Here is an 18,918-nt window from a genome sequence, read left to right as displayed (position 1 = left end):
CGATCACTAGGTTGCTCCGAGCAGGCGCCCAAAATGTCGTGCTGGCGCCAAGTACGGACTTTGGCAGGCGATCCGAACGCGGACATTAGGATTTTTGATGCCAATGCCGGAGTTTATCTCCGACCCTTTTCGGGCCTTGGCAAGATTCCCTACTGACTACCGTTTCCCCAGGGCAGTATCTGGAGGGATTCAATTGGAGCTGCCGAGTCCGCGCCATCGCGCTTTTGCAAGCTCCTGCTAACGCACGTCGAGCCCGAATTGCCTCAGTATTTGGCTGGCCTGATCGCGGGAGATTGTTGCTCCCTCGAGCACCCTGGCATGGGCGAGATCGATGCCGCCCAAATCGGCTCCGCGCAGATCTACCCCTTTGAAACGAGCATCCTGAATGATCGCCTCGCGTAGCTTCACGCGGTCCATAATCGCGTTGCGGAAGTCACACCCCGTCAGATCGGCCTCGGAAAGGTCGAGGCCTTCCAATCGTTGATCCCGGAACGAGAGCTTCGAGAGTTTCGCACAGACGAGGAGGCTGTCCTTGAACGAGGCGCCCAACGCCTGCGCCTGAGACAGGTCGGCGCCGGTCATCCTGCAGTCGGAAAACCACGATGAGCCGAGCCTCGCGCCGCTCATGTTGGCGTTGTTGAGATCGCAGGACGAAAAGGTCGCTTCGCGCAGATCAGTTCCCCGGAAATTGGCGCCCGCCGCCGAGCACGACGTCCATTTCGTTCCTTCCAGGGTCGCACCATTCAGCGCGGTCTTCGCCATGTTGCAGCGATGGAAGGTCCAAAGAGAAAGGTCGAGGCCGGGCAAGTCGGCTTGGCTCAAATCGCACTCCGACAGACGGTGCCGGTCAGGTATCGACGGTCGCGTTCAACGCGTTGGTCTGAATAAATTCGCGGCGCGGCTCGACAACGTCACCCATCAGCTTGACGAAGAGGTCGTCGGCCTCGTCGTTCTGGTCATTCTTGACGCGCAGCAGCGAGCGCACGTCGCGATCCAGCGTCGTCTCCCAGAGCTGACCGGGATTCATCTCGCCGAGGCCTTTGTAGCGCTGCAGCGAAACACCCTTCTTGCCGATGGCGTTGACCGCGTCGAAGAGGTCGCTCGGCCCGTTGACGATGTGGTCGTCGCCCTTGCGGCTGAGCACGCCCGGCCGGCCATAGGCCTCCTGCAGCGAGACGGCGGCGGCGTCGAGCTTGCGCGCCTCGGCGCTGGCGAGAAGTCCGGAATCGAGCGAGACGACCTGCTTCACGCCACGCACCAGCCGTGAGAACCCGAAGCCGCCATCGGCCGCCTTACCTTCCCAGCCGCGCTCGATCTCGTCGGAGATCGCGTCGAGCCGGCGGGCGACATAGGCCGCCGCCTCGGTGAGTTCGGCCTCGCCGCGCTCGCCCTGCGGACGCAGCGCGCCGGCGATGGCGGTCTGCTCGACGACGCGCCGATCATAGCGCGAATGCAGCTGTGAAAGCGTGTTGCGGACGCTGCGAGCCTCTTCGATCAGGGCGCGCAGATCGGCGCCGCCGCGCTCGCTGCCCTCGCCAGTGCGGAAGACCGCGCCGTCGAGCGCGCTGTCAACGAGATAGTCCTCGAGCGCGCGCTCGTCCTTGAGATAGGTCTGCGACTTGCCGCGCGCCGCCTTGTAGAGCGGCGGCTGGGCGATGAAGAGATGGCCGTGATCGATCAGCTCCGGCATCTGCCGGTAGAAGAAGGTCAGCAGCAAGGTGCGGATATGGGCGCCGTCCACGTCCGCGTCAGTCATGATGATGATCTTGTGGTAGCGCAGCTTCTCGATGTTGAAGGCGCCGGAATCCTTCTCGTCGCGGCCGATGCCGGTGCCGAGCGCGGTGATCAGCGTGCCGACCTGGTCGGAGGACAGCATCTTGTCGAAGCGCGCCCGCTCGACATTGAGGATCTTGCCGCGCAGCGGTAGCACGGCCTGATATTCGCGGGCGCGGCCCTGCTTGGCCGAGCCGCCGGCCGAGTCACCCTCGACGATGAAGAGCTCGGATTTGGCCGGATCGCGTTCCTGGCAGTCGGCGAGCTTGCCAGGCAGTGAAGCGATGTCGAGCGCGCCCTTGCGGCGGGTAAGGTCGCGCGCCTTGCGGGCGGCCTCGCGGGCGGCCGCGGCTTCGGCGACCTTGCCGACGATGGTCTTGGCCTCGTTCGGATGCTCTTCGAGCCAGGTCGAGAGCGCCTGGTTGACGACGTTCTCAACGACGGGGCGGACTTCCGAAGAAACCAGCTTGTCCTTGGTCTGCGAGGAGAACTTCGGATCGGGCACCTTGACCGAAACGATCGCGGTCAGGCCCTCGCGGCAATCATCGCCGGTGAGCGAGACCTTCTCCTTCTTCGAAATGCCTGATGTTTCGGCGTAGCCGGTGACCTGCCGGGTCAGCGCCGCGCGGAAGCCGGCAAGATGGGTGCCGCCATCGCGCTGCGGGATGTTGTTGGTGAAGCAGAGTACGTTCTCGTGGTAGCTGTCGTTCCACCACAGCGCGACGTCGACGGTGATGCCGTCCTTCTCGTTCGAGAGCATCACCGGCTGGCTGATAATCGGCGTCTTGGCGCGGTCGAGATAGCGCACGAAGGCTTCGACACCGCCCTCGTACATCAGCTCTTCGCGGATGACCTCGGCATGGCGGGCATCGGTCAGGACGATGCGCACGCCCGAGTTCAGGAAGGCGAGCTCGCGCAGGCGATGTTCGAGCGTCTTGTAGTCGAACTCGATCATCGTGAAGGTTTCTTGGGAAGGCGTGAACGTCACCTCCGTGCCGCGCCTGTCGCCGGCCGGCCCGACGATCGCGAGCGGGGCAACCGCGTCGCCATGGCGGAACTCCATGAAATGCTCATTGCCGCCGCGCCAGATCCGCAGCTTGAGCGAGATCGAGAGCGCGTTGACGACCGAGACGCCGACGCCGTGCAGGCCGCCGGAGACCTTGTAGGAGTTCTGGTCGAACTTACCGCCGGCATGGAGCTGGGTCATGATGACCTCGGCCGCCGAGATGCCTTCCTCGCTGTGGATATCGGTGGGGATGCCGCGACCATTGTCGCTAACCGTGACTGAACCCTCGGCGTTCAGCGTCACCGTGACAAGGTCGGCATGGCCGGCGAGCGCCTCGTCGATGGCGTTGTCGACCACTTCGTAGACCATGTGGTGCAGGCCCGAGCCGTCATCGGTGTCGCCGATATACATGCCTGGGCGCTTGCGCACCGCGTCCAGGCCCTTGAGAACCTTGATGGAATCGGCGCCATAGGCGGCATCCTCGAGGTCGCGGGCAGCATCGCTCATGGTGGGGTCCTTCGGCGGGCGAGCAGGCGCCCGCGATGATCTTGATTCGTCAGGAGAATATAGGGCTTCAGGATGGCTTTTTCACGTGCGCACGCCCGCGTACGCGAGAGTGGCGGATTTAGCCAGAGAATGTCGCGATCGCATCGAGGAAAACCTCGCCGTATTGGGCGAGCTTGCGTTCGCCGACGCCTTCGATGGCCCGCATCTCCTCGAGGCCGGGCGGCCGCTCGCGCGCCATGGCGATCAGCGTTCGGTCGGTGAAGATGATGTAGGCGGCGACGCCTTCCTCGCGCGCCAGTGTCAGGCGCAGCTGGCGCAGATGCTCGAACAGGGCGGCGGTATCACCATCGAGCCCGTCGGCCCGCGCTGCCTCGCGCTGGCCGCGGCGCGAGCGTCGTTCGCCCAGGGGATCGACGCGCAGTGCGATCGGCTCACGGCCGAACAGGATGTCCTCGCCTTTTCCCGTCAGACAGAAGCCGCCATGCTCGCTGCTGGCTTCGGCGAGCGCGCCGGCGGCGAAGAGCTTCCGGGTCAGCGCCATCCAGGCGCCCTTCGGCTTGTCATTGCCGACGCCGAAGGTCTTCAGCCCGTCATGGTTCTGGCGGCGGATCGCCTCGGTCTGGGTGCCGGTCAGGATGTCGGCGAGATGGCTTGCGCCGAAGCGCTGGCCCGAACGCGCCACCGCCGAAAGCAGCTTGCGTGAATCCAGCGTCGCATCGGCGAGCTCGGGCTTGGTCGGACCGCACAGATCGCAGCGGAACGGCGCATTACCGTGCCGACAGGGTGGCACCGCCTCACCGAAATAGGACAGCAGGGCCGAGCGCCGGCAGAGTGCCGATTCGCACAGGTCGATCATGGCGTTGAGGCGCTTGTGCTCGATCCGGCGGCGCTCGTCGTCGATCTGCTTCTCGTCGATCTGGCGGCGGCGCAGCGCCATGTCGTCGACGCCGTAGAGGGTCAGCGTATCCGCCGGCAGCCCATCGCGCCCGGCACGCCCGATTTCCTGATAGTAGCTCTCGATCGAGCCTGGCATGTCGGCATGGACGACGAAGCGGACATCCGGCTTGTTGATGCCCATGCCGAAGGCGATGGTGGCGCAGACCACGACACCGTCCTCCTGCAGGAAGATGTCCTGGTTGCGATTGCGCTCCGCCTGCTCCAGGCCGGCATGATAGGCATAGGCCTTCCAGCCCTTTTCGCGCAGGCCCTCGGCGAGACGCTCGGTTCGGCTGCGCGAGGAGCAGTAGACGATGCCAGAGCCGCCGCGATGGACTTTCAGGAAATCGTCGATCTGCCGGCGCGGCTGATCCTTCGGCGCGAAGGCGAGTTTCAGGTTCGGCCGGTCGAAGGAATGGACGACGAGGTGCGGCGGCTGCGGGAAGAGCTGCTGGGCGATGTCGTCGCGCGTCTGGCGGTCGGCGGTCGCAGTGAGCGCTGTCACCGGAACATCGCCGAGCGCCTCGCGTACCTTCGACAGCAGCCGATATTCCGGGCGGAAATCATGGCCCCATTGCGAGACGCAATGGGCCTCGTCGATGGCGAGCCTGGTGACGCCGAGGCGGCGTAGGCGGGCGACCAGTCCTTCGCCCGCGAGGCGCTCCGGCGAGACGAACAGCAGGCGCAACTCGCCGGAATTGAGCTTGTCCCAGGCCTGTGCCGCTTCGGCCTCGCTGTTCATCGAGTTGAGCGAGGCGGCCGAGACGCCAGCGCGCACCAGTTGGCCGACTTGGTCGCGCATCAGGGCGATCAGCGGCGAGACCACCAGCGTCAATCCGCCCGCGACCAGAGCCGGCAGCTGGTAGCACATCGATTTGCCCGAGCCGGTCGGCATCACCGCGAAGACGTCGCGGCCGCCGAGCGCGGCCTCGATCACCTCCCATTGTCCGGGACGGAAATCGTCATAGCCGAAGACCGACTTCAGGATCGCGCGGGCTTCTGATTCGCGGGGCGCCGACATGGCCCGGATGTGCCGGATTCGGGCGCTGAAAGCCAGCCATTGCGCTATTCCGTCCCCGGCTCCCGCAAGTTCGCTTGATCGTCCCCGGGCTGTGCTTCACCTTGCGTCAGCCAGGTTGGAGTAGCGCCATGCGCCTATCGCTGACTGCTGCCATCTGCTGTCTTGCCGCGATCGCGCAAGCCCGGCCGCTCGAGCGTGAGCTGCCGCCCAAGGGCAATGTCTGCTGGGAGCGCAGCTACGATGCCGCCCATCTCGCCAGCCATCCCCGGCAGAAGGTGGCGAGGATCCGCCTGCTGCACAGCCCGCAGAACTGGCAGCCGGGCGCAGGCGGCAGCCTCTACGTCATGCTCTACTTCAACCTGCGCGGGCGCGTGAATCCCGGCCAGAGCTTCGATTACCAACTCAGCGGCTTCTGCCGGGCAGCCGGGCAGGGCCTGCGCTGCGTGCCGGAATGGGAGGCCGGCAGCTGGCGGATCGAGCCTGGCCCGAACGGCACGCTCGATATCCGCAATGCCGGCATCACCGCCAATCCGAACCCTTACGATGCCGAGGAAATCGCCGACGATGCGGTAAGCATTCCGGCGAAGCCTGACGATGGCCTCTGGCGCCTGTCGCCGGCAAGCGGGCGCTGCGAGATCGAGTAGCCGCGCTCTAAGGGCGCAGCGCCGCGACCTTGACCAGACGTGCCACCATCTTGTCGCGCATGCTGCGCAGGCGCTTCTCGGTGAAATCGCCGTCCTCGCCATAGGCCTTGTCGGCGCCGGCGACCGCGAGCATCTCCGGCACCAGCAGCGCACCGAATCCGAGCTCCAGCACACTGCGCAGCTGGGTCAGGCAGCGATAGGTACCGAGGCTGCCGGCCGAGGCGCCGCCGATCGCGACAACCTTCTCGCGCAGGCCGGGGCCACCGGATCGGACGATGCTGATCCAGTCCAGCGCATTCTTCAGCGCCGGCGGATAGCCGGAGTTATATTCGGGGCTGGCGATGAAGAGCCCGTCATGAGCATCGACCAGCGCCGCCAGCGCCTTCGCCTGGGCCGGTGGGTCGTTGTCATAGGCGCGGGCGTCGATCAGCGGCAGCGGATAGTCACCGAGCGAGATTTGCGTCACCTCAGCCCCCGCATCTGCAAGATTTCCAGCGATTAGGGTCGCGAGCCGGGCATTCATCGAACCCGGGCGCCAGGAGCCGGCGAAGACGAGGATCTTTGGCATGGTCACTCCGACAGGCAGCCGGGCGAACAGCCCGGCCTTCTCATGTCGCGATGTCGGGGCGATGCGGGGCTGGCGTCAAGCCCGCGCTGTCACGGCTTGGCGCGGCGATAGACCCAGACGCGCGCCGGCGGGATGTTGCGCAGCACCCAGTCTGAGACCTGCGCCTTGAGGTGGGAACCCTTGCGCGGCACCGGCGAGATCACCGCATAGGTGAACTGAATGAAGGGTGCGCCGGGCTTGAGCACATTGGTGAAGGCGTCCTGCACCAGCTCGGTCCGCTCGGCTGGCGGCTTGTTGAACAGCGGCAGCGAGGAGACCACTGCGCTCGCCTTCTCGGTCAGATACCCGGTGAGTGTCGTCGAGAGCGCATAGGCATCGCCCTCGATCACCGTGGCCTGCGGGAAGCGGCGGCGCAGCAGTTCGCAGAATTCCGGGCTGTACTCCACCAGGATCAGCCTGGACTCGTCGACGCCGCGCGCGATCAGCGCCTCGGTGACCGGGCCGGTGCCGGGGCCGATCTCGACCACCGGTCCCTCGGCCAATGGGTCGACGTAAGCAGCCATGCGCTTGGCCAGGAATGGGCTCGACGGCGCGACCGCGCCGGTGCGGCCAGGCGAATCGATCCAGGATTTGAGGAAGCGGGCATCGTCGCCGAAACGCGCCTTCGCCTCGTCGGCCGCCTTGCGGACGCGCGACTTGAACTTGTCGGCGGTGTTGCGGACCTCGTCCTCGACCTTGTAGCGCGCCGCAGCGACCCGCAATCTCGCTTCTGCGACGCTGTCGACGAGGTCGGCCGCGGTCAACCGCACCTCATGCTCCAGCCGCGCGGCGACAGATGAGCGCCCGAGGCGGGTGGTGCGCAAGCGCTGACCGGAAGCGGAGTGGGCCATCCAGAACCTCAGTTTGGCGACGGAAATGGCCGCGCCGAAGCGACATGACAATGCCGTGACGTTACGCCGCTGTCATATGGGGTCAAGAGCAGCCCGAAGCCAGCGATTTCTCAAGCAATCGCGGAGCGGGGTGCTCAGATCAGCGGGCGCGGCTGCAATTCGCTGTCGAAAAGCAGCGCCATGCGTTCCGTCAGCCGCGGATTATGGACAGTGAGGCGGCCACGCTCGAGCGAGAACATCCCAGCTTTTCGTAGTTTTGCCCATGTCTTGCTGGTGTGGACGAGCGACAGACCGAGCGCGTCGGCGAGCTGCTGCTGCGTCAACGGGAAGGCGAAGCTGTTCTCGACGACGAGGCCGAGCGCATCGGCCCGGCGATAGAGCGAGATCACCAGCGCCGCGATCCGTTCCTGGGCGCTGCGCTGGCCGACCGAGGTCAGGTTCTCGTCGATCAGGCTCTCCTCGCGTGATCCGAGCCAGGCAAGCTCATAGGCCAGTGCCGGCATCCGCCCGAAGAATTCATAGGTGCGCCGGCGCGGGAAGGCGCAGAGCTCGACCTCGGTCAGCGCCTCGATGCCATGCTGGGAGGCGCTGAGCAGCGAGGCCTGCAGGCCGACGAGATCGCCCGGCAGCAGAAAGTTGAGAATCTGCCGGCGCCCGTCCGGCAGGGATTTGTAGCGAAAAGCCCAGCCGGAGAAGAGTGTGTAGAGCTCGGCATCCTCCTGGCCGGGATGGATGATGTCGCTGCCCGCCGGCAATTGCCGGTGGTCGAGCTTCATCGTCTGGATAAAGCGGATTTCCTCGTCTGACTTGTCCTTGAAGGCCGGCTTCAGACGCAGCGGACAGGCAAGGCAGGACGGACTGCGGTGATTGCGGTGATTGCTCGATGCGACGATCACGCCGGGCTCCCTCGCTCGCCCGGAACTCATGGCGAACGCTTGCGTTTTCTGTGTGGCGCGAAAGCCGTGGCTTAGCAATCGCGCCCGTCCCGGCATAGCAGATCGGCTCAGGAGGCCGCCGCATGAAATCACATGCCTCCGGGCTGCGGCGCTCGCGCCTGCGCCAGTTCTTCCGTGTGGCCCGGCGCTTCTGGACCGGGCAGACCCGGCTGCGCGCTTGGGGCCTCACCCTGGCGGTGCTGCTATTCGTCGCTGCTCAGCTTGGTGCCGCGGTCGGCGTCAACAGCTGGAATCGACTGTTCTTCGACGCGCTGGAGAAGCGCGACCTCGACAAGGTCTGGACGGCCGTCGGCTGGATGCCGCTGATCGTCGCGGCTTCAGCGGCTTCGCTATCCTGCCTGGTGATCAGCAGGATGCTGCTGCAGGTGCGCTGGCGCGAATGGCTGACGCATCGCCTCGCCGGCTGGTGGATCGCCGACCAACGCTATTACCGGATGCAGTTCGTCGCGCGCGAGCAGAGCGCACCGGAATACCGCATCGCCGAGGATGTCCGCCTCGCCATCGAGCCCCTGGTCGAATTTGCGATCGGACTGCTCAGCGCCTTCGTGACGGCTGTGACTTTTGCCGCGATCCTCTGGCAGGTCGCAGGGTCGGCGCATTTCACCCTCGGCGGAACCGAGGTCGTGATCCCCAGCTATATGGCAATCGCCGCGATCGTCTATGCGGTTATCGCCTCGCTGGCGGCCTATTTCGCCGGTCGGCCTCTGGTGCCGCGCATCGCCGCCAAGAACGAGGCCGAGGCGCAGTTCCGGGCCGAGATGACGCGGCTGCGCGAGAATGCTGAGAGCATCGCCTTGATCAAGGGCGATGCCGATGAGCGCGATTCCGTGGGCGAGAACTATGGCCGGGTCGTCGCCGCCTGGCTCAAGGTGATCCGGCAGCAGGGCGTCATCGCGATCGTGCTCAACACCAACGGCGCATTGTTTCCGATCGTGCCGTTGCTGCTGATCGCGCCGAAATACCTGTCGGGCGAGATCACGCTCGGCGCGGTCATGCAGGTCGTCGCTGCCTTCAGCGCCGTGCAGGCGGCCTTGATCTGGTTCGTCGACAATTTCGTCCGGCTGGCGGAGTGGTTCGCTTCGGTGACGCGCGTCGACGAGTTGGCGGAGGCGCTTGAGGCACTCGATGTCGGCGCGATCATGGAGGGTGAGACACAGATCGAACTGGGCGAGAGCGGGGACGATGGCATCCACATCGCCGATCTTTCGATCGCCCACAGCAATGGACGGATCGTCATCGCCGACGCGTCGGTGGTGATTGCCGCCGGAGAGAAGGTACTGATCGCCGGCGAGAGCGGGACGGGCAAAAGCACCTTGATCCGGGCGATCGCGGGCATCTGGCCCTGGGGCTCGGGCTCGATCAAGTTGCCGCCGGGCAAGCGCATCGCCTTCGTGCCGCAGAAGCCCTATCTGCCGATCGGCACGCTGCGCGACGTGCTGCTCTACCCGGAAGCCGAGAGCCGCGTCGACGACGAAGTGGTCAAGGATGCGCTGAAGCGCTGCGGTCTCGCCTCGCTCGGCCGACGACTCGACGAAGAGGAGCGTTGGGACCAGACCTTGTCTGGCGGCGAGCGTCAGCGCGTCGCCTTCGCGCGCCTGCTGATCCAGAAGCCCGACATCATCATCATGGACGAGGCGACCTCGGCGCTCGACGAGGCCAGCCAGGACTCGCTGCTCGGGCTGATCGAGACCGAGCTCTCCTATGCGACGATCATCAGCGTCGGGCATCGCCCCGGTCTCGAGGATTTCCACGAACGCAAGATCACCTTCGAGAAACGCGAGGCTGGCGCGCACCTGACCTCGAAGCGCCTGACGCGGTCACTCTGGCGGCTGTTCCGGCGCCGCGAGGTCGCCAACGACGAGCGGGCAGCCTGAAAAAGAATCCGGATCACTGCGAAATCGGGGCAAACCGGAACAAATCTTCGCCGAACGGGTTGAGAAGCCGTCCCCGCCTTTTTGGGCGACCACACGAACGGGAGAGCGAAGATGACCACTGCCAGCCTTGCCCCCCTCAAGCGCGCCGCCACCTTCTTCGGCGGCATGGCCTTGGTCGTGACCGCGCTCACCATGGGCGCCTCGATCCAGAACGGCTTCGGTGAGAGCTCGGAAGCGGTCGCCCAGGCCAAGCTCCAGCGCGGCGCTCCGACGGACGTCCAGTTCGCAGCGGTGAACCCGGCAGAGATGCGTCGCGACCTCGCCCACCGGGTCGTGCCGACCTCGCAGCGCGAGGCCAGCCTCAAGGGCAACACCGTTCTGCGCTGATACGAAGTTTTGGCGGAACCGATCCGCCCCTCGCGCGTACTCATCTGTGCCCGATCAGCAAAGCCGCCGCGAGGCGGCTTTTTGCTGTACGGAGAGATCGAGGCCGGCTGGGGACGAATATGTATCTGCGCATTCGCCACGCGACGACCTATCGCTATGCCGCGCCGGTCAGTTTCGGCCCGCATCGGCTGATGCTGCGCCCGCGCGATTCCTTCGATCTTCGTGTGATCGACACGGCGATCACGATTTCACCGCAAGCTAATCTGCGCTGGATGCACGATGCGTATGGCAATCCAGTCGCTATGGCGACGTTCGCTGGCAGCTCCGACACGCTCGACGTCGTCAGCGAGCTTGTTGTCCAGCGCTTCGGCTCGGCCTTGCCGCGCAGCAGAGTGGAGCCCGACATCGAGAGTTCGGAAATCAGCTATACGCCGGCCGAGCGCGCCGTGCTCCAGCCCTATCTCGATCTGGCCGCTGCCGATCCCGACGGCGCCCTCGATGCCTGGTTGCAGGAATTCAGGGCACGGTTGAATGGCGGCCATCTGCTTCGGGCGCTGGCGCACGAAATCAGCACCGGCCTGACTTATGCCGTTCGCTATGACGAGGGTACGCAGCACCCGCTCGACACGCTGCAGATGGCGGCAGGCTCTTGCCGCGATTATGCTTGGCTGTTCATCGAGCTGGCGCGCCGGCTCGGCTTCGCCGCTCGCTTCGTCACCGGCTACATCCATGACCGTTCGCCGGAGAGCGGAGCAATGGCCTCCGTAGCCGGGCTGACCCATGCCTGGGCCGATGTCTTCATCCCCAATGACGGTTGGGTCGAGTTCGATCCGACCAACGACCTCGTCGCCGACCGGCAATTGCTGCGCGTCGCGGTGGCGCGGGTGCCGGAGGACGCCTCGCCGATCTCCGGTAGCTATGTCGGTCCGACCGGGGCTTTCATCGGGCTCAGCGTCGGAGTGGCGATCACGCCGGCGGAAGGGCTGGGCTGACCTTCGTTGCCCTTTTGCGGCACGCCATAGCCGAGCCGCCAGACGCCGAGACTCCGGCCTTGCGGCGGGCTGATCTCGACCGCCTCGATCTGCATCAGCAGCCCGGCGAACAGACGTGGCGGCGCGATCCGCGGAGCATCGCGATCGGTTGTGATCGCGATGTCGATGAGGTTCTCTCCGGCATGCGTCACGGCAAGGTCGATGCCGATGCCGGGAGCGGCCCGCAGCGCGCGGGTGATCACATCGACGATCAGGAAGCCGAGCGGGATGATGCGGTCGATCGGCAGGGCAGCTTCCGTTTCGATCCGGCTCTCCAATCGCTGCGTCCGGGCAAGGATCAGGCTCGAAATCATCGCGACGACGTCATCGAGGAAGAGGTCGATGCGCACCGGCTGCATCTCGCCGTCGGCGAGGGTGAAACGATAGGCCGCGGACAGCACGTGGACGCGGCATTCGGCGTCCGAAAGCGCCATGCGCGCCTCGCCCTGATGGTCGCGCTTGGTGAGGCCGATATAGCTCTGCACCACCTGCAGGCTGTTCTTGACCCGGTGATGCAGCTCGCGGACCAGGAAACGGTTGTCGTCGAGCGCGAGCCTGAGCTTGCTCTGGCGCACCTCCTGCTCGTCAACCATCGTATTGAACGCTTCGGCGACGCTGCGAATATCGCGTGGCATCTCATCCGAGAGCGGGACGCGGGCGCTGGCCGAACTGGATCTAGCCCGGGCGGTCGCTTCGATGCCGCGCAACCAGCGGACGCAATGCTGGTCGATCGCCTTCATGTAGACCAGCCCGAGCAAAGCGAGGGTCAGCAATGGCGCCAGCAGCAAGGTGTAGAACAGGGTCGTTGCGGCTTGCTCGGCTTTGCCGTCGAAGCTTACGACGACGTAGAGGTCCGGTTCGGCCACCATGCGGGCGGCGTAGGCCCGGCCTGACCCGGCCCGGCTTGAGGCCGTCCAAAGCGCTGCCAGTTCCGGCACTATCTCAGCCTTTGGGAGCCATGATGCATCAGCCTGCGCGCCGCCGCGCGCCACCACGACCTCGCCGCCCCTTCGGACCAGCGCCGCCATCATGCCGGGATCGCCGCTACCGAGGTCGAAGACATCGTCGAGCGGGTCCGGCTTGGTCAGCAGGAGGGCGTCGCCTTCGTCGAACTGAGTGTAGATGGCGAGATAAGAACGACCCGCGATCGCGACCTGATCGTAGCGGGCCTTTGCGAATTCGGTGCCGCCCCAGAGCTTGATGGGTGGGAGGGTTGCGAGTTGGCTGGTGATTGCCGCGAGCTCGCTATGGGCAATGCTGCCGTCCAGCCCGCCGAGGCAATCCGGCCGGCCCGAAACCCGCAACAACAGAGCCTCATAGCCCGAGACTGCGGCGATCGCCCTCTCGGCGACCCGGTCGCAAGATTCCGAAGGCGGTGGCATGGCACGGAGTGCCGTAGCGCTGGCGACCAGCGAACGCAGCGCGCCGCGATACCAGACGCGGGCGCGCACGGCGAAATCATCGGCCGCCCGCGTGTGCGACGTCTGGATCGCCTCGAAGACCGTTCGGTAGGTCGCGACCGCCGCCGCTGCCGTGAGGCAGGCTATCGGCAGGACGATCGCAACCATCAGTGCCAGCAGGCGGCCGCGGACCGTCCTGAACAGCGAGAGAGCCATTAGCTGCCGACGGTTTCGGGCCCGGCGCGCTGGACGGCTGCGGTGATCCGGCGATCGGGGCCGAGATCGTCGACGCCGCCGATGGACAGAAGCTCCGCCAGCTTGGCGCGCGCCCGGTTGACGCGACTCTTGATTGTACCGATGGCGACGCCGCAGATCTCAGCCGTCTCCTCGTAGGAAAGCCCGGTGGCGCCGACCATGATCAGCACCTCGCGCTGTTCTTCAGGCAGCTTGGCCAGCGCCTTGCGGAAATCGGCGAGGTCGAGATGGCTCTCCTGGTTGCCATGGGTGGCGAGCCGGTCAGCATAGGTGCCGTCGCTGTCCTGCACCTCGCGTCCGCGCTTGCGGTAGAGCGAATAATAGGTGTTGCGCAGGATGGTGAAGAGCCAGGCCCGCAGACTGGTGCCGGGCTGGAACTTTTCGGCATTGCCCCAGGCCTTGAGCAGAGTGTCCTGGACCAGATCGTCGGCAAGCTGCATCGACCCCGACAGCGACGCGGCGAAGGCACGCAGGTTCGGGATTTCGGCGATCAGCCCTTCCTTGAAGTCAGCTGCGCTCATTGGCACCATCCTCGGTGCTCAGGCGTCGCTCGGTCGCCTCGAGCTGGGCCAGCAAGGCCAGGAAGCGATCCGGGATCGGCGCCGTGACGAGGTCCTCATAATGAGCCTTGAGAGATCGGCCGATCGATTCCTGCACCCGCGGATCGAGCACCACGTCCTCGTCGGTTTCGGCTCGGGCCGCCTCGGGCGGATCGGCATTCATCAGATTCATGATCCCTCGCTCCATCGACGCGCCGACATTTTTGTCGATCACGCCTTTCCACGTGTCGCACGCCCGTTGACACGCTTGCACGCGACTGCCCCGAAACGCACTTCATTCGGCCCAATAACGAGGCGGAACGAAAAAGGTTCCGCCGGGAACAAAAAATATTTTTCTTGTCATAACAGTGACTTGGGTGCTCTTCTCCGCCAACTTTGACTGGAGCCGGATCCGATCAGATTGGACCAATCCGATCGGTGAATCCGTCTCTCACTTTTTGGTTGGAGCCCGTTCCGATCCGCTTGCACAGGCAGCTGATCGGAACGGGCTCTGGGGGATAGCACGATGTCGATCGCCACTGAAATTGCGCCGCATTTGCCGTACCTGCGGCGGTTCGCGCGGGCGTTGAGCGGCACGCAGGCAAGCGGCGACGCTTACGTCGTCGCTTCGCTGGAAGCGCTGATCGCCGACCCCAGCACCTTCCCGCGCGAGTTCGGCCCGCGAGTCGGCCTCTATCGCCTGTTCCTGCAGATGTGGTCGTCCGTCGGCCTCAACACGCAGGCTGCTGCGCCAGAGGTGGACCGCTCGGCCGCAGAGCGCAATCTCGATGCGCTGACGCCGCGTTCGCGCCAGGCCTTCCTGCTGCGGACGGTCGAAGGGTTCCCGATCGAGGAGGTCGCCCAGATCATGAACGTCACCACAAGCGACGCCGCCGGCCTCGTACAGTCCGCCGGCCAGGAGATTGCCGAGCAGGTCGCCACCGATGTGCTGATCATCGAGGACGAGCCGATCATCGCCCTCGACATCGAGACCATGGTCGAGGAGCTCGGCCACAGGGTCACCGGTGTCGCCAGGACGCATCGCGAGGCGATCGCACTCGTCGCCAAGAAGCGCCCCGGCCTGGTGCTCGCCGATATCCAGCTGGCGGATGGCAGCTCTGGTCTCGAGGCGGTCAACGAAATCTTGAGTGCGATCGAGGTGCCGGTGATCTTCATCACTGCCTATCCGGAGCGGTTGCTCACCGGCGATCGGCCGGAGCCGGCCTTCCTGATCACCAAGCCGTTCCAGCCGGAAGCCGTGAAGGCTGCGATCAGCCAGGCGCTGTTCTTCGACCGCCGCGCTGGCCGCAAGGCCGCCTGACACCGACTCCGGTGACCGGGAACAAACCGGCCGTCCCTCGCGTTGCCCCGGCCCGGGCGATGCGAAGGAGATCGGTCATGTCCATGGCTCTGCTGGCAGCGCTGATCGTCGCAGCTTCTCTGACGGTCCTGTTCTCGGCCGTCGGCTGACGGCATGCGAAAGCGCTCGCTTGTCAGGCAAGGCGGCTATGCAGTCGTGATCGTGGTGGCCGGGTTTGCCGGCGTCGGCCTCGCATGGGGCCGCGAGGCCAGGCCGCCGACGGCGCCTCTTCCTCCACCTCGACCGGCTTCCCTGCCGGCACCCACTCCCGCGCCGCCGACCGCGCCAGCCAATCGCGAGCCCGTGGTCGCAGCCGAGGGTGGCGCCTGCATCCGTATGCTGACCGGCGTGGCTGGAAACCAGATTCGCCCGGTAGTGCCGGCCGCAAAGCCGGAGGCGGAAGATTGCCGGGTGGTCGATCCGGTCGTGGTCGAGGCGCTGGCGGTCCGCACTCCGTCGGGACCGGCGCAGGTCAGGTTGCTTCCCCCGCCGACCGTGAGCTGTGAGCTGGCGCGCGCGGTTTCGCTCTGGCTCGACACGAGCCTGCAACCCCTGGCGCGTGGAGCGTTCACGCGCGAGTTGACGGCACTTCGCGTTGGTGGCGGGCATGAATGCCGCAGGCGCAATCGCCAGACGCAAGGTCAGCTGAGCGAGCATGCCACGGGGAGGGCGCTCGACATCTTCGCCTTCCAGATCGACGATGAGAAGCAAGGTGGGGTAGCGGTGTCAGTCGAGCGACCCAACGGTCTGGAGCAGGTACGCTTCCTGGATGCGGTGCGCCAATCGGCCTGCGGCGCCTTCATGACGGTCCTTGGGCCTGGCTCGGACGCAGCCCACGCCAATCACCTTCATGTCGATATTCAGCAGCGCCGCGCGGCATCGAGCCGCTTCTGCCAATGATGCCGGCTAGGCTCTATGACGCGATCGTGAAGATGCTGTCGGGTGCGTCCGACTGCGCAACCACTGGCGGGGGGCACTTGCCGCTCGACCAGCTGTCACGCCGACGCGCGAGCTCAGCCAGTGCCGAATCGTGGTCGAAACCTTCGCGCAGAAGTTGTTCGAGGTCCCAGAATGGCGGAAGATCGCGCGCCAGGGTGGGCGTTGGGAATATGCGCACCGGGTCGGTCCGTCCTTGCTTTGGCATTTGCGCGTCCACTGTTCTGTTCCCGTCAACGCAAGCACCGGATTGAGGTTCCGGATTATTTGGGAACTATGGAGCGATTGGGGCGCTTTGGTGCGGTTTCGAGGCGCGGTACGGGTTGTGGAATCGGTTCCGAGCCGGGCGTAGGAGAGAGTGAATGAGACATTTGATCGGAATGCTCCTCCTGGCGGCCGGATCGAGCCTGTCCGCAGCTCCGGGCCTGGCGCAGAGCGGCGCGCCGGCCGGGCGCCTGACCTGCACGATCGGCGCGGGTCTCGCGCAGGCCGTCGCGACCCAGAAGCCGCTCGACTGCCGCTTCCGGCCGCGGCGTGGGCCCCTGCAGACTTACTCGGGTGTGATTCGCGGCTTCGCGCTCGATGCCAGGACGGTCGGCCGCAGCCTGCTCGCTTGGCGGGTCTATGGTCCCTATGCGCGTGCGCCGCTCGGTGTTCTCAACGGCCCCTATGCTCGCAAGCAGGGCGAGGTCGCCCTGACCGGCAGCGTCGACAACGATGTCAGGCTGGTGCCGCGGTCCCTGCCGCTGCAGCGCGGGGCCAATGTCGCGCTCGGCGTCACCGCCTTCGAGCTCAATCTGGTCCGGTCGCCGCGCAAGCGCTGATCGTCGATGCTTACCTTTTCCTAACCATATCCTAGCAATTTGAATTGAATTTGAAGAGCTTACAGCGGAGAATCCGGCCCAGAGCGGAACAAGGCTGATCGAGCAGGCGTTCATGAAGCTCACAAGCAGGTAAATCAGCTTGGGGCGTATCGTGAAAATAGAAGGTTATCTGGGGTTCATGTCCGGTATTCGGGTTCTCATCGTCGAGGACGACCCTTTTATCGCGATGGATATCGAGAGCGCCGTGAGCGAAGAGCTCGGTGACGACGCTGAGCTGATCGTGGTCGAATCGCTGTCGCAGGCGCGCCGCGCCGCCGACCAGCCACTCGACTGCGCCTTGCTCGACATCGACGTCATCGGCGGCAAGACCTTCGGCATCGCTGCCAGCTTGCGCGCCAAGGGAACGCCGCTGGCGTTCGTTTCAGGCTCGGCGCCGAGCGAGGTGCCGCCCGAGCTGCGCGATGTCCGCTTCGTGCGCAAGCCCTTCTCCGCCGGCGAGCTCGGCCGCTTCGTCTCCAAGGTCGTGAACAAGGCCTGAGACCGGCCGGCTATTCCGCAGCCTCCTCCTCGACCAGCTGCTCCCGTTTCGGGAAGGTGACGGCGACGCGCGTGCCGGGGCGCGTGGCGGCGTCCGAGGAGAGTGGTGTGACCTCCATGGTAGCCCGCATGCTGCGCAGCAGGCTGTTGATCACCGACTTGCCCAGCCCGGCTGCCTCCTGATCCTCCGGCATTCCAACGCCGTCATCCTCGACCGAGAGGACCAAATCCTCTTCGGGCGTGCGGCCGAGGCGGATCGTGATCTTTCCCGCGGCACCATCGGGAAACGCGTGCTTGATCGCGTTGGTCACCAGCTCGTTGATGACAACGACGAAGGAGACGGCGTCGCGGCCCGGCAAGCGGATCGCATCCATCACCAGGTCGATCTCGATCGGCCGGCCTTCCGCCGCCTTGCCGATCTCGGCGAGCAAGTCTTCCAGATAGGGCTGAGCCTCGATCTCGTCGGCCTCGATGTCGAGCCGCAGACGGCGCTGGCCCGCCGCGATCGCCTGGATGCGAGATTGCGCCTGGGCGAGCGCCTGTTTGACGGCCGGCTCGCGCGTCTGCCGGCTCTGGACGTTCAGGAGCGCCGAGACCATCGCCAGATTGTTGCCGACGCGATGATTGACGTCGCGCAGCAGCGCCTCGATGCGCAGGCGTTCGTTCTCGAGCTGGAGCGTTCGTTCGCTGACCTTCCGCTCCAGCTCGGCATTCGAGCTGGAGAGCGAGACGGCACGGCGATGCCGAACCCGCAATTGCAGCCAGGCTGCGAAGCACAGACCGGCCAGGGCGACGAGGATGCCGACGCTGGCGAGGACGCGGCGGCGCGCCTCGCGGCGACTGCTGGCGTTCAGGCGAAGGTTCTCTTCGAGCTGGATCGCGCTCACGACCTCGCGCAGTTCCTGGGTGAGCCGGTTGCCGGTACCCTGCGCGACAAGCGCGATAGCATCACTGCGCTGACCGCGCCGCACCAGCGCGATCGTCTCGGCCATTTCGCCGAGCTTCCTGGTCGTAATGGCGCGGGCGCGCTGGAGGCGCTGCAGCTGCGTCGGGCTATAGGCCACGAGCTGCTCGATCTGGTCGAGGCTCGGCAGCAGCTCCGCCCGTCTTTCATTGTAGGGCTCGAGATAGAGCTCGTCGCCAATGAGCATGAAGCCACGCTGCCCGGTTTCCGCGTCGAGCAGGTTGCCGAGGAAGCGTTCGCTTCGTTCACGGATGTCGATCGAGCGCGAGACCAGCCGCGAGGCTTCGTCGGCCTGCATGTTGATCCAGGTGGCGATAAGCACTGCGGCCGTGACCACAGCGATCGCGATCGCCGCTGAGGAGGCGGTGTAGAGGCGCGCACCGAGCAAGGGTAGTCCCGGCAACAGCCAGCGTGGACGGAGCTTCAGCTGGGCATTCATCAATGCCTTGAATAGACGCTGATGACGGATCGCCAAAGGTAAAAAGACACATCACCGAAAGGCGTCCCTGC

At 65.5% G+C, this 18,918-nt stretch carries 18 protein-coding genes; 8 read left to right on the top strand and 10 right to left on the bottom strand.

Going from position 1 to position 18,918, the window contains the following annotated elements; genetic code table 11:
• Positions 1-237 precede the first annotated feature (237 nt).
• The 3 genes from BLM15_RS20465 to recQ form a co-directional block, all read right to left on the bottom strand.
• Positions 238-822 carry a pentapeptide repeat-containing protein gene (locus tag BLM15_RS20465; protein ID WP_164547592.1) on the bottom strand — a complete coding sequence of 195 codons (585 nt, stop codon included), beginning with the start codon at positions 820-822 and terminating at the stop codon, positions 238-240.
• A gap of 25 nt (positions 823-847) precedes the next feature.
• The gene (gyrB, locus tag BLM15_RS20460) at positions 848-3,286 is read right to left on the bottom strand and encodes a DNA topoisomerase (ATP-hydrolyzing) subunit B (protein ID WP_126114489.1); all 2,439 of its coding nucleotides are present in this window, start codon (positions 3,284-3,286) and stop codon (positions 848-850) included.
• 118 nt (positions 3,287-3,404) lie between these two features.
• Positions 3,405-5,243 carry a DNA helicase RecQ gene (gene recQ, locus BLM15_RS20455; protein WP_126114488.1) on the bottom strand — a complete coding sequence of 613 codons (1,839 nt, stop codon included), beginning with the start codon at positions 5,241-5,243 and terminating at the stop codon, positions 3,405-3,407.
• A 128-nt stretch (positions 5,244-5,371) separates the two neighbouring features.
• On the opposite strand from recQ, the gene BLM15_RS20450 reads away from it, so the two are divergent.
• The gene (locus BLM15_RS20450) at positions 5,372-5,887 is read left to right on the top strand and encodes a hypothetical protein (protein WP_126114487.1); all 516 of its coding nucleotides are present in this window, start codon (positions 5,372-5,374) and stop codon (positions 5,885-5,887) included.
• A gap of 7 nt (positions 5,888-5,894) precedes the next feature.
• On the opposite strand, the gene BLM15_RS20445 is transcribed toward BLM15_RS20450, so the two are convergent.
• From BLM15_RS20445 to BLM15_RS20435, 3 genes are all read right to left on the bottom strand, one after another.
• Entirely contained in the window at positions 5,895-6,455 is a 561-nt protein-coding gene (locus tag BLM15_RS20445) for an NADPH-dependent FMN reductase (protein WP_126114486.1), read from the bottom strand.
• 89 nt (positions 6,456-6,544) lie between these two features.
• A complete protein-coding gene (locus tag BLM15_RS20440) occupies positions 6,545-7,345 on the bottom strand; it encodes a class I SAM-dependent methyltransferase (RefSeq protein WP_126114485.1) in 801 nt (266 codons plus the stop codon).
• A gap of 134 nt (positions 7,346-7,479) precedes the next feature.
• Positions 7,480-8,241: a Crp/Fnr family transcriptional regulator gene (locus BLM15_RS20435; RefSeq protein ID WP_236846360.1), complete on the bottom strand. Its 762-nt coding sequence runs from the start codon at positions 8,239-8,241 to the stop codon at positions 7,480-7,482.
• A gap of 122 nt (positions 8,242-8,363) precedes the next feature.
• On the opposite strand from BLM15_RS20435, the gene BLM15_RS20430 reads away from it, so the two are divergent.
• The 3 genes from BLM15_RS20430 to BLM15_RS20420 all read left to right on the top strand — a co-directional run bounded on the left by BLM15_RS20430 (position 8,364) and on the right by BLM15_RS20420 (position 11,554).
• Positions 8,364-10,175, top strand: a complete 1,812-nt coding sequence (locus BLM15_RS20430; protein ID WP_126114483.1) for an ABC transporter ATP-binding protein/permease — start codon at positions 8,364-8,366, stop codon at positions 10,173-10,175.
• 111 nt (positions 10,176-10,286) lie between these two features.
• Positions 10,287-10,562 carry a hypothetical protein gene (locus BLM15_RS20425; RefSeq protein WP_126114482.1) on the top strand — a complete coding sequence of 92 codons (276 nt, stop codon included), beginning with the start codon at positions 10,287-10,289 and terminating at the stop codon, positions 10,560-10,562.
• Positions 10,563-10,681: 119 nt separating this feature from the next.
• Positions 10,682-11,554 (top strand): transglutaminase family protein, encoded by an 873-nt coding sequence (locus tag BLM15_RS20420; RefSeq protein WP_126114481.1) that lies wholly within the window; start codon positions 10,682-10,684, stop codon positions 11,552-11,554.
• Here the strand turns inward: BLM15_RS20420 and BLM15_RS20415 are convergent.
• Genes BLM15_RS20415 through BLM15_RS20405 form a run of 3 tightly spaced genes read right to left on the bottom strand, consistent with a single transcriptional unit; the run spans position 11,479 to position 13,980 of the window.
• Positions 11,479-13,209, bottom strand: a complete 1,731-nt coding sequence (locus tag BLM15_RS20415) for a sensor histidine kinase (protein WP_126114480.1) — start codon at positions 13,207-13,209, stop codon at positions 11,479-11,481. The two genes, BLM15_RS20420 and BLM15_RS20415, sit on opposite strands and share 76 nt — an antisense overlap.
• A complete protein-coding gene (locus BLM15_RS20410; protein ID WP_442859384.1) occupies positions 13,209-13,778 on the bottom strand; it encodes a sigma-70 family RNA polymerase sigma factor in 570 nt (189 codons plus the stop codon). Before BLM15_RS20410 ends, BLM15_RS20415 begins: the two co-directional genes overlap by 1 nt.
• Positions 13,756-13,980, bottom strand: coding sequence for a NepR family anti-sigma factor (locus tag BLM15_RS20405; protein ID WP_236846359.1), 225 nt, complete (start codon positions 13,978-13,980; stop codon positions 13,756-13,758). The genes BLM15_RS20410 and BLM15_RS20405 overlap by 23 nt, the downstream gene beginning before the upstream one ends.
• Before the next feature lie 333 nt (positions 13,981-14,313).
• Here BLM15_RS20405 and BLM15_RS20400 point away from each other — a divergent pair, with 333 nt between their 5' ends.
• The 4 genes from BLM15_RS20400 to BLM15_RS20385 all read left to right on the top strand — a co-directional run bounded on the left by BLM15_RS20400 (position 14,314) and on the right by BLM15_RS20385 (position 17,445).
• The gene (locus tag BLM15_RS20400; protein ID WP_126114478.1) at positions 14,314-15,108 is read left to right on the top strand and encodes a response regulator; all 795 of its coding nucleotides are present in this window, start codon (positions 14,314-14,316) and stop codon (positions 15,106-15,108) included.
• 375 nt (positions 15,109-15,483) lie between these two features.
• Positions 15,484-16,047: an extensin-like domain-containing protein gene (locus BLM15_RS20395; RefSeq protein ID WP_164547591.1), complete on the top strand. Its 564-nt coding sequence runs from the start codon at positions 15,484-15,486 to the stop codon at positions 16,045-16,047.
• Between the two features lie 398 nt (positions 16,048-16,445).
• Positions 16,446-16,907 carry a DUF992 domain-containing protein gene (locus BLM15_RS20390; RefSeq protein ID WP_126114476.1) on the top strand — a complete coding sequence of 154 codons (462 nt, stop codon included), beginning with the start codon at positions 16,446-16,448 and terminating at the stop codon, positions 16,905-16,907.
• Between the two features lie 178 nt (positions 16,908-17,085).
• On the top strand, positions 17,086-17,445 hold the full coding sequence (locus BLM15_RS20385; protein ID WP_126114475.1) for a response regulator: 360 nt from the start codon (positions 17,086-17,088) through the stop codon (positions 17,443-17,445).
• Positions 17,446-17,455: 10 nt separating this feature from the next.
• On the opposite strand, the gene BLM15_RS20380 is transcribed toward BLM15_RS20385, so the two are convergent.
• Positions 17,456-18,847 (bottom strand): sensor histidine kinase, encoded by a 1,392-nt coding sequence (locus BLM15_RS20380; RefSeq protein ID WP_126114474.1) that lies wholly within the window; start codon positions 18,845-18,847, stop codon positions 17,456-17,458.
• Positions 18,848-18,918 lie beyond the last annotated feature (71 nt).

Origin of the sequence: Bosea sp. Tri-49 (assembly GCF_003952665.1) — a bacterium.
Classification (GTDB): domain Bacteria; phylum Pseudomonadota; class Alphaproteobacteria; order Rhizobiales; family Beijerinckiaceae; genus Allobosea.
Note: the sequence above shows the minus strand (reverse complement) of the source record. Positions and strands in the feature narration are given on the sequence as shown.

Coding starts and splice junctions, on each gene's coding strand:
- gyrB (WP_126114489.1), bottom strand. CDS start 3,286: ATGAGCGATGCTGCCCGCGACCTCGAGGATGCCGCCTATGGCGCCGAT.
- BLM15_RS20450 (WP_126114487.1), top strand. CDS start 5,372: ATGCGCCTATCGCTGACTGCTGCCATCTGCTGTCTTGCCGCGATCGCG.
- BLM15_RS20430 (WP_126114483.1), top strand. CDS start 8,364: ATGAAATCACATGCCTCCGGGCTGCGGCGCTCGCGCCTGCGCCAGTTC.
- recQ (WP_126114488.1), bottom strand. CDS start 5,243: ATGTCGGCGCCCCGCGAATCAGAAGCCCGCGCGATCCTGAAGTCGGTC.
- BLM15_RS20420 (WP_126114481.1), top strand. CDS start 10,682: ATGTATCTGCGCATTCGCCACGCGACGACCTATCGCTATGCCGCGCCG.
- BLM15_RS20395 (WP_164547591.1), top strand. CDS start 15,484: ATGCTGACCGGCGTGGCTGGAAACCAGATTCGCCCGGTAGTGCCGGCC.
- BLM15_RS20380 (WP_126114474.1), bottom strand. CDS start 18,847: ATGAATGCCCAGCTGAAGCTCCGTCCACGCTGGCTGTTGCCGGGACTA.
- BLM15_RS20385 (WP_126114475.1), top strand. CDS start 17,086: ATGTCCGGTATTCGGGTTCTCATCGTCGAGGACGACCCTTTTATCGCG.
- BLM15_RS20415 (WP_126114480.1), bottom strand. CDS start 13,209: ATGGCTCTCTCGCTGTTCAGGACGGTCCGCGGCCGCCTGCTGGCACTG.
- BLM15_RS20440 (WP_126114485.1), bottom strand. CDS start 7,345: ATGGCCCACTCCGCTTCCGGTCAGCGCTTGCGCACCACCCGCCTCGGG.
- BLM15_RS20405 (WP_236846359.1), bottom strand. CDS start 13,980: ATGAATCTGATGAATGCCGATCCGCCCGAGGCGGCCCGAGCCGAAACC.
- BLM15_RS20410 (WP_442859384.1), bottom strand. CDS start 13,778: ATGGTGCCAATGAGCGCAGCTGACTTCAAGGAAGGGCTGATCGCCGAA.
- BLM15_RS20400 (WP_126114478.1), top strand. CDS start 14,314: ATGTCGATCGCCACTGAAATTGCGCCGCATTTGCCGTACCTGCGGCGG.
- BLM15_RS20390 (WP_126114476.1), top strand. CDS start 16,446: ATGAGACATTTGATCGGAATGCTCCTCCTGGCGGCCGGATCGAGCCTG.
- BLM15_RS20445 (WP_126114486.1), bottom strand. CDS start 6,455: ATGCCAAAGATCCTCGTCTTCGCCGGCTCCTGGCGCCCGGGTTCGATG.
- BLM15_RS20425 (WP_126114482.1), top strand. CDS start 10,287: ATGACCACTGCCAGCCTTGCCCCCCTCAAGCGCGCCGCCACCTTCTTC.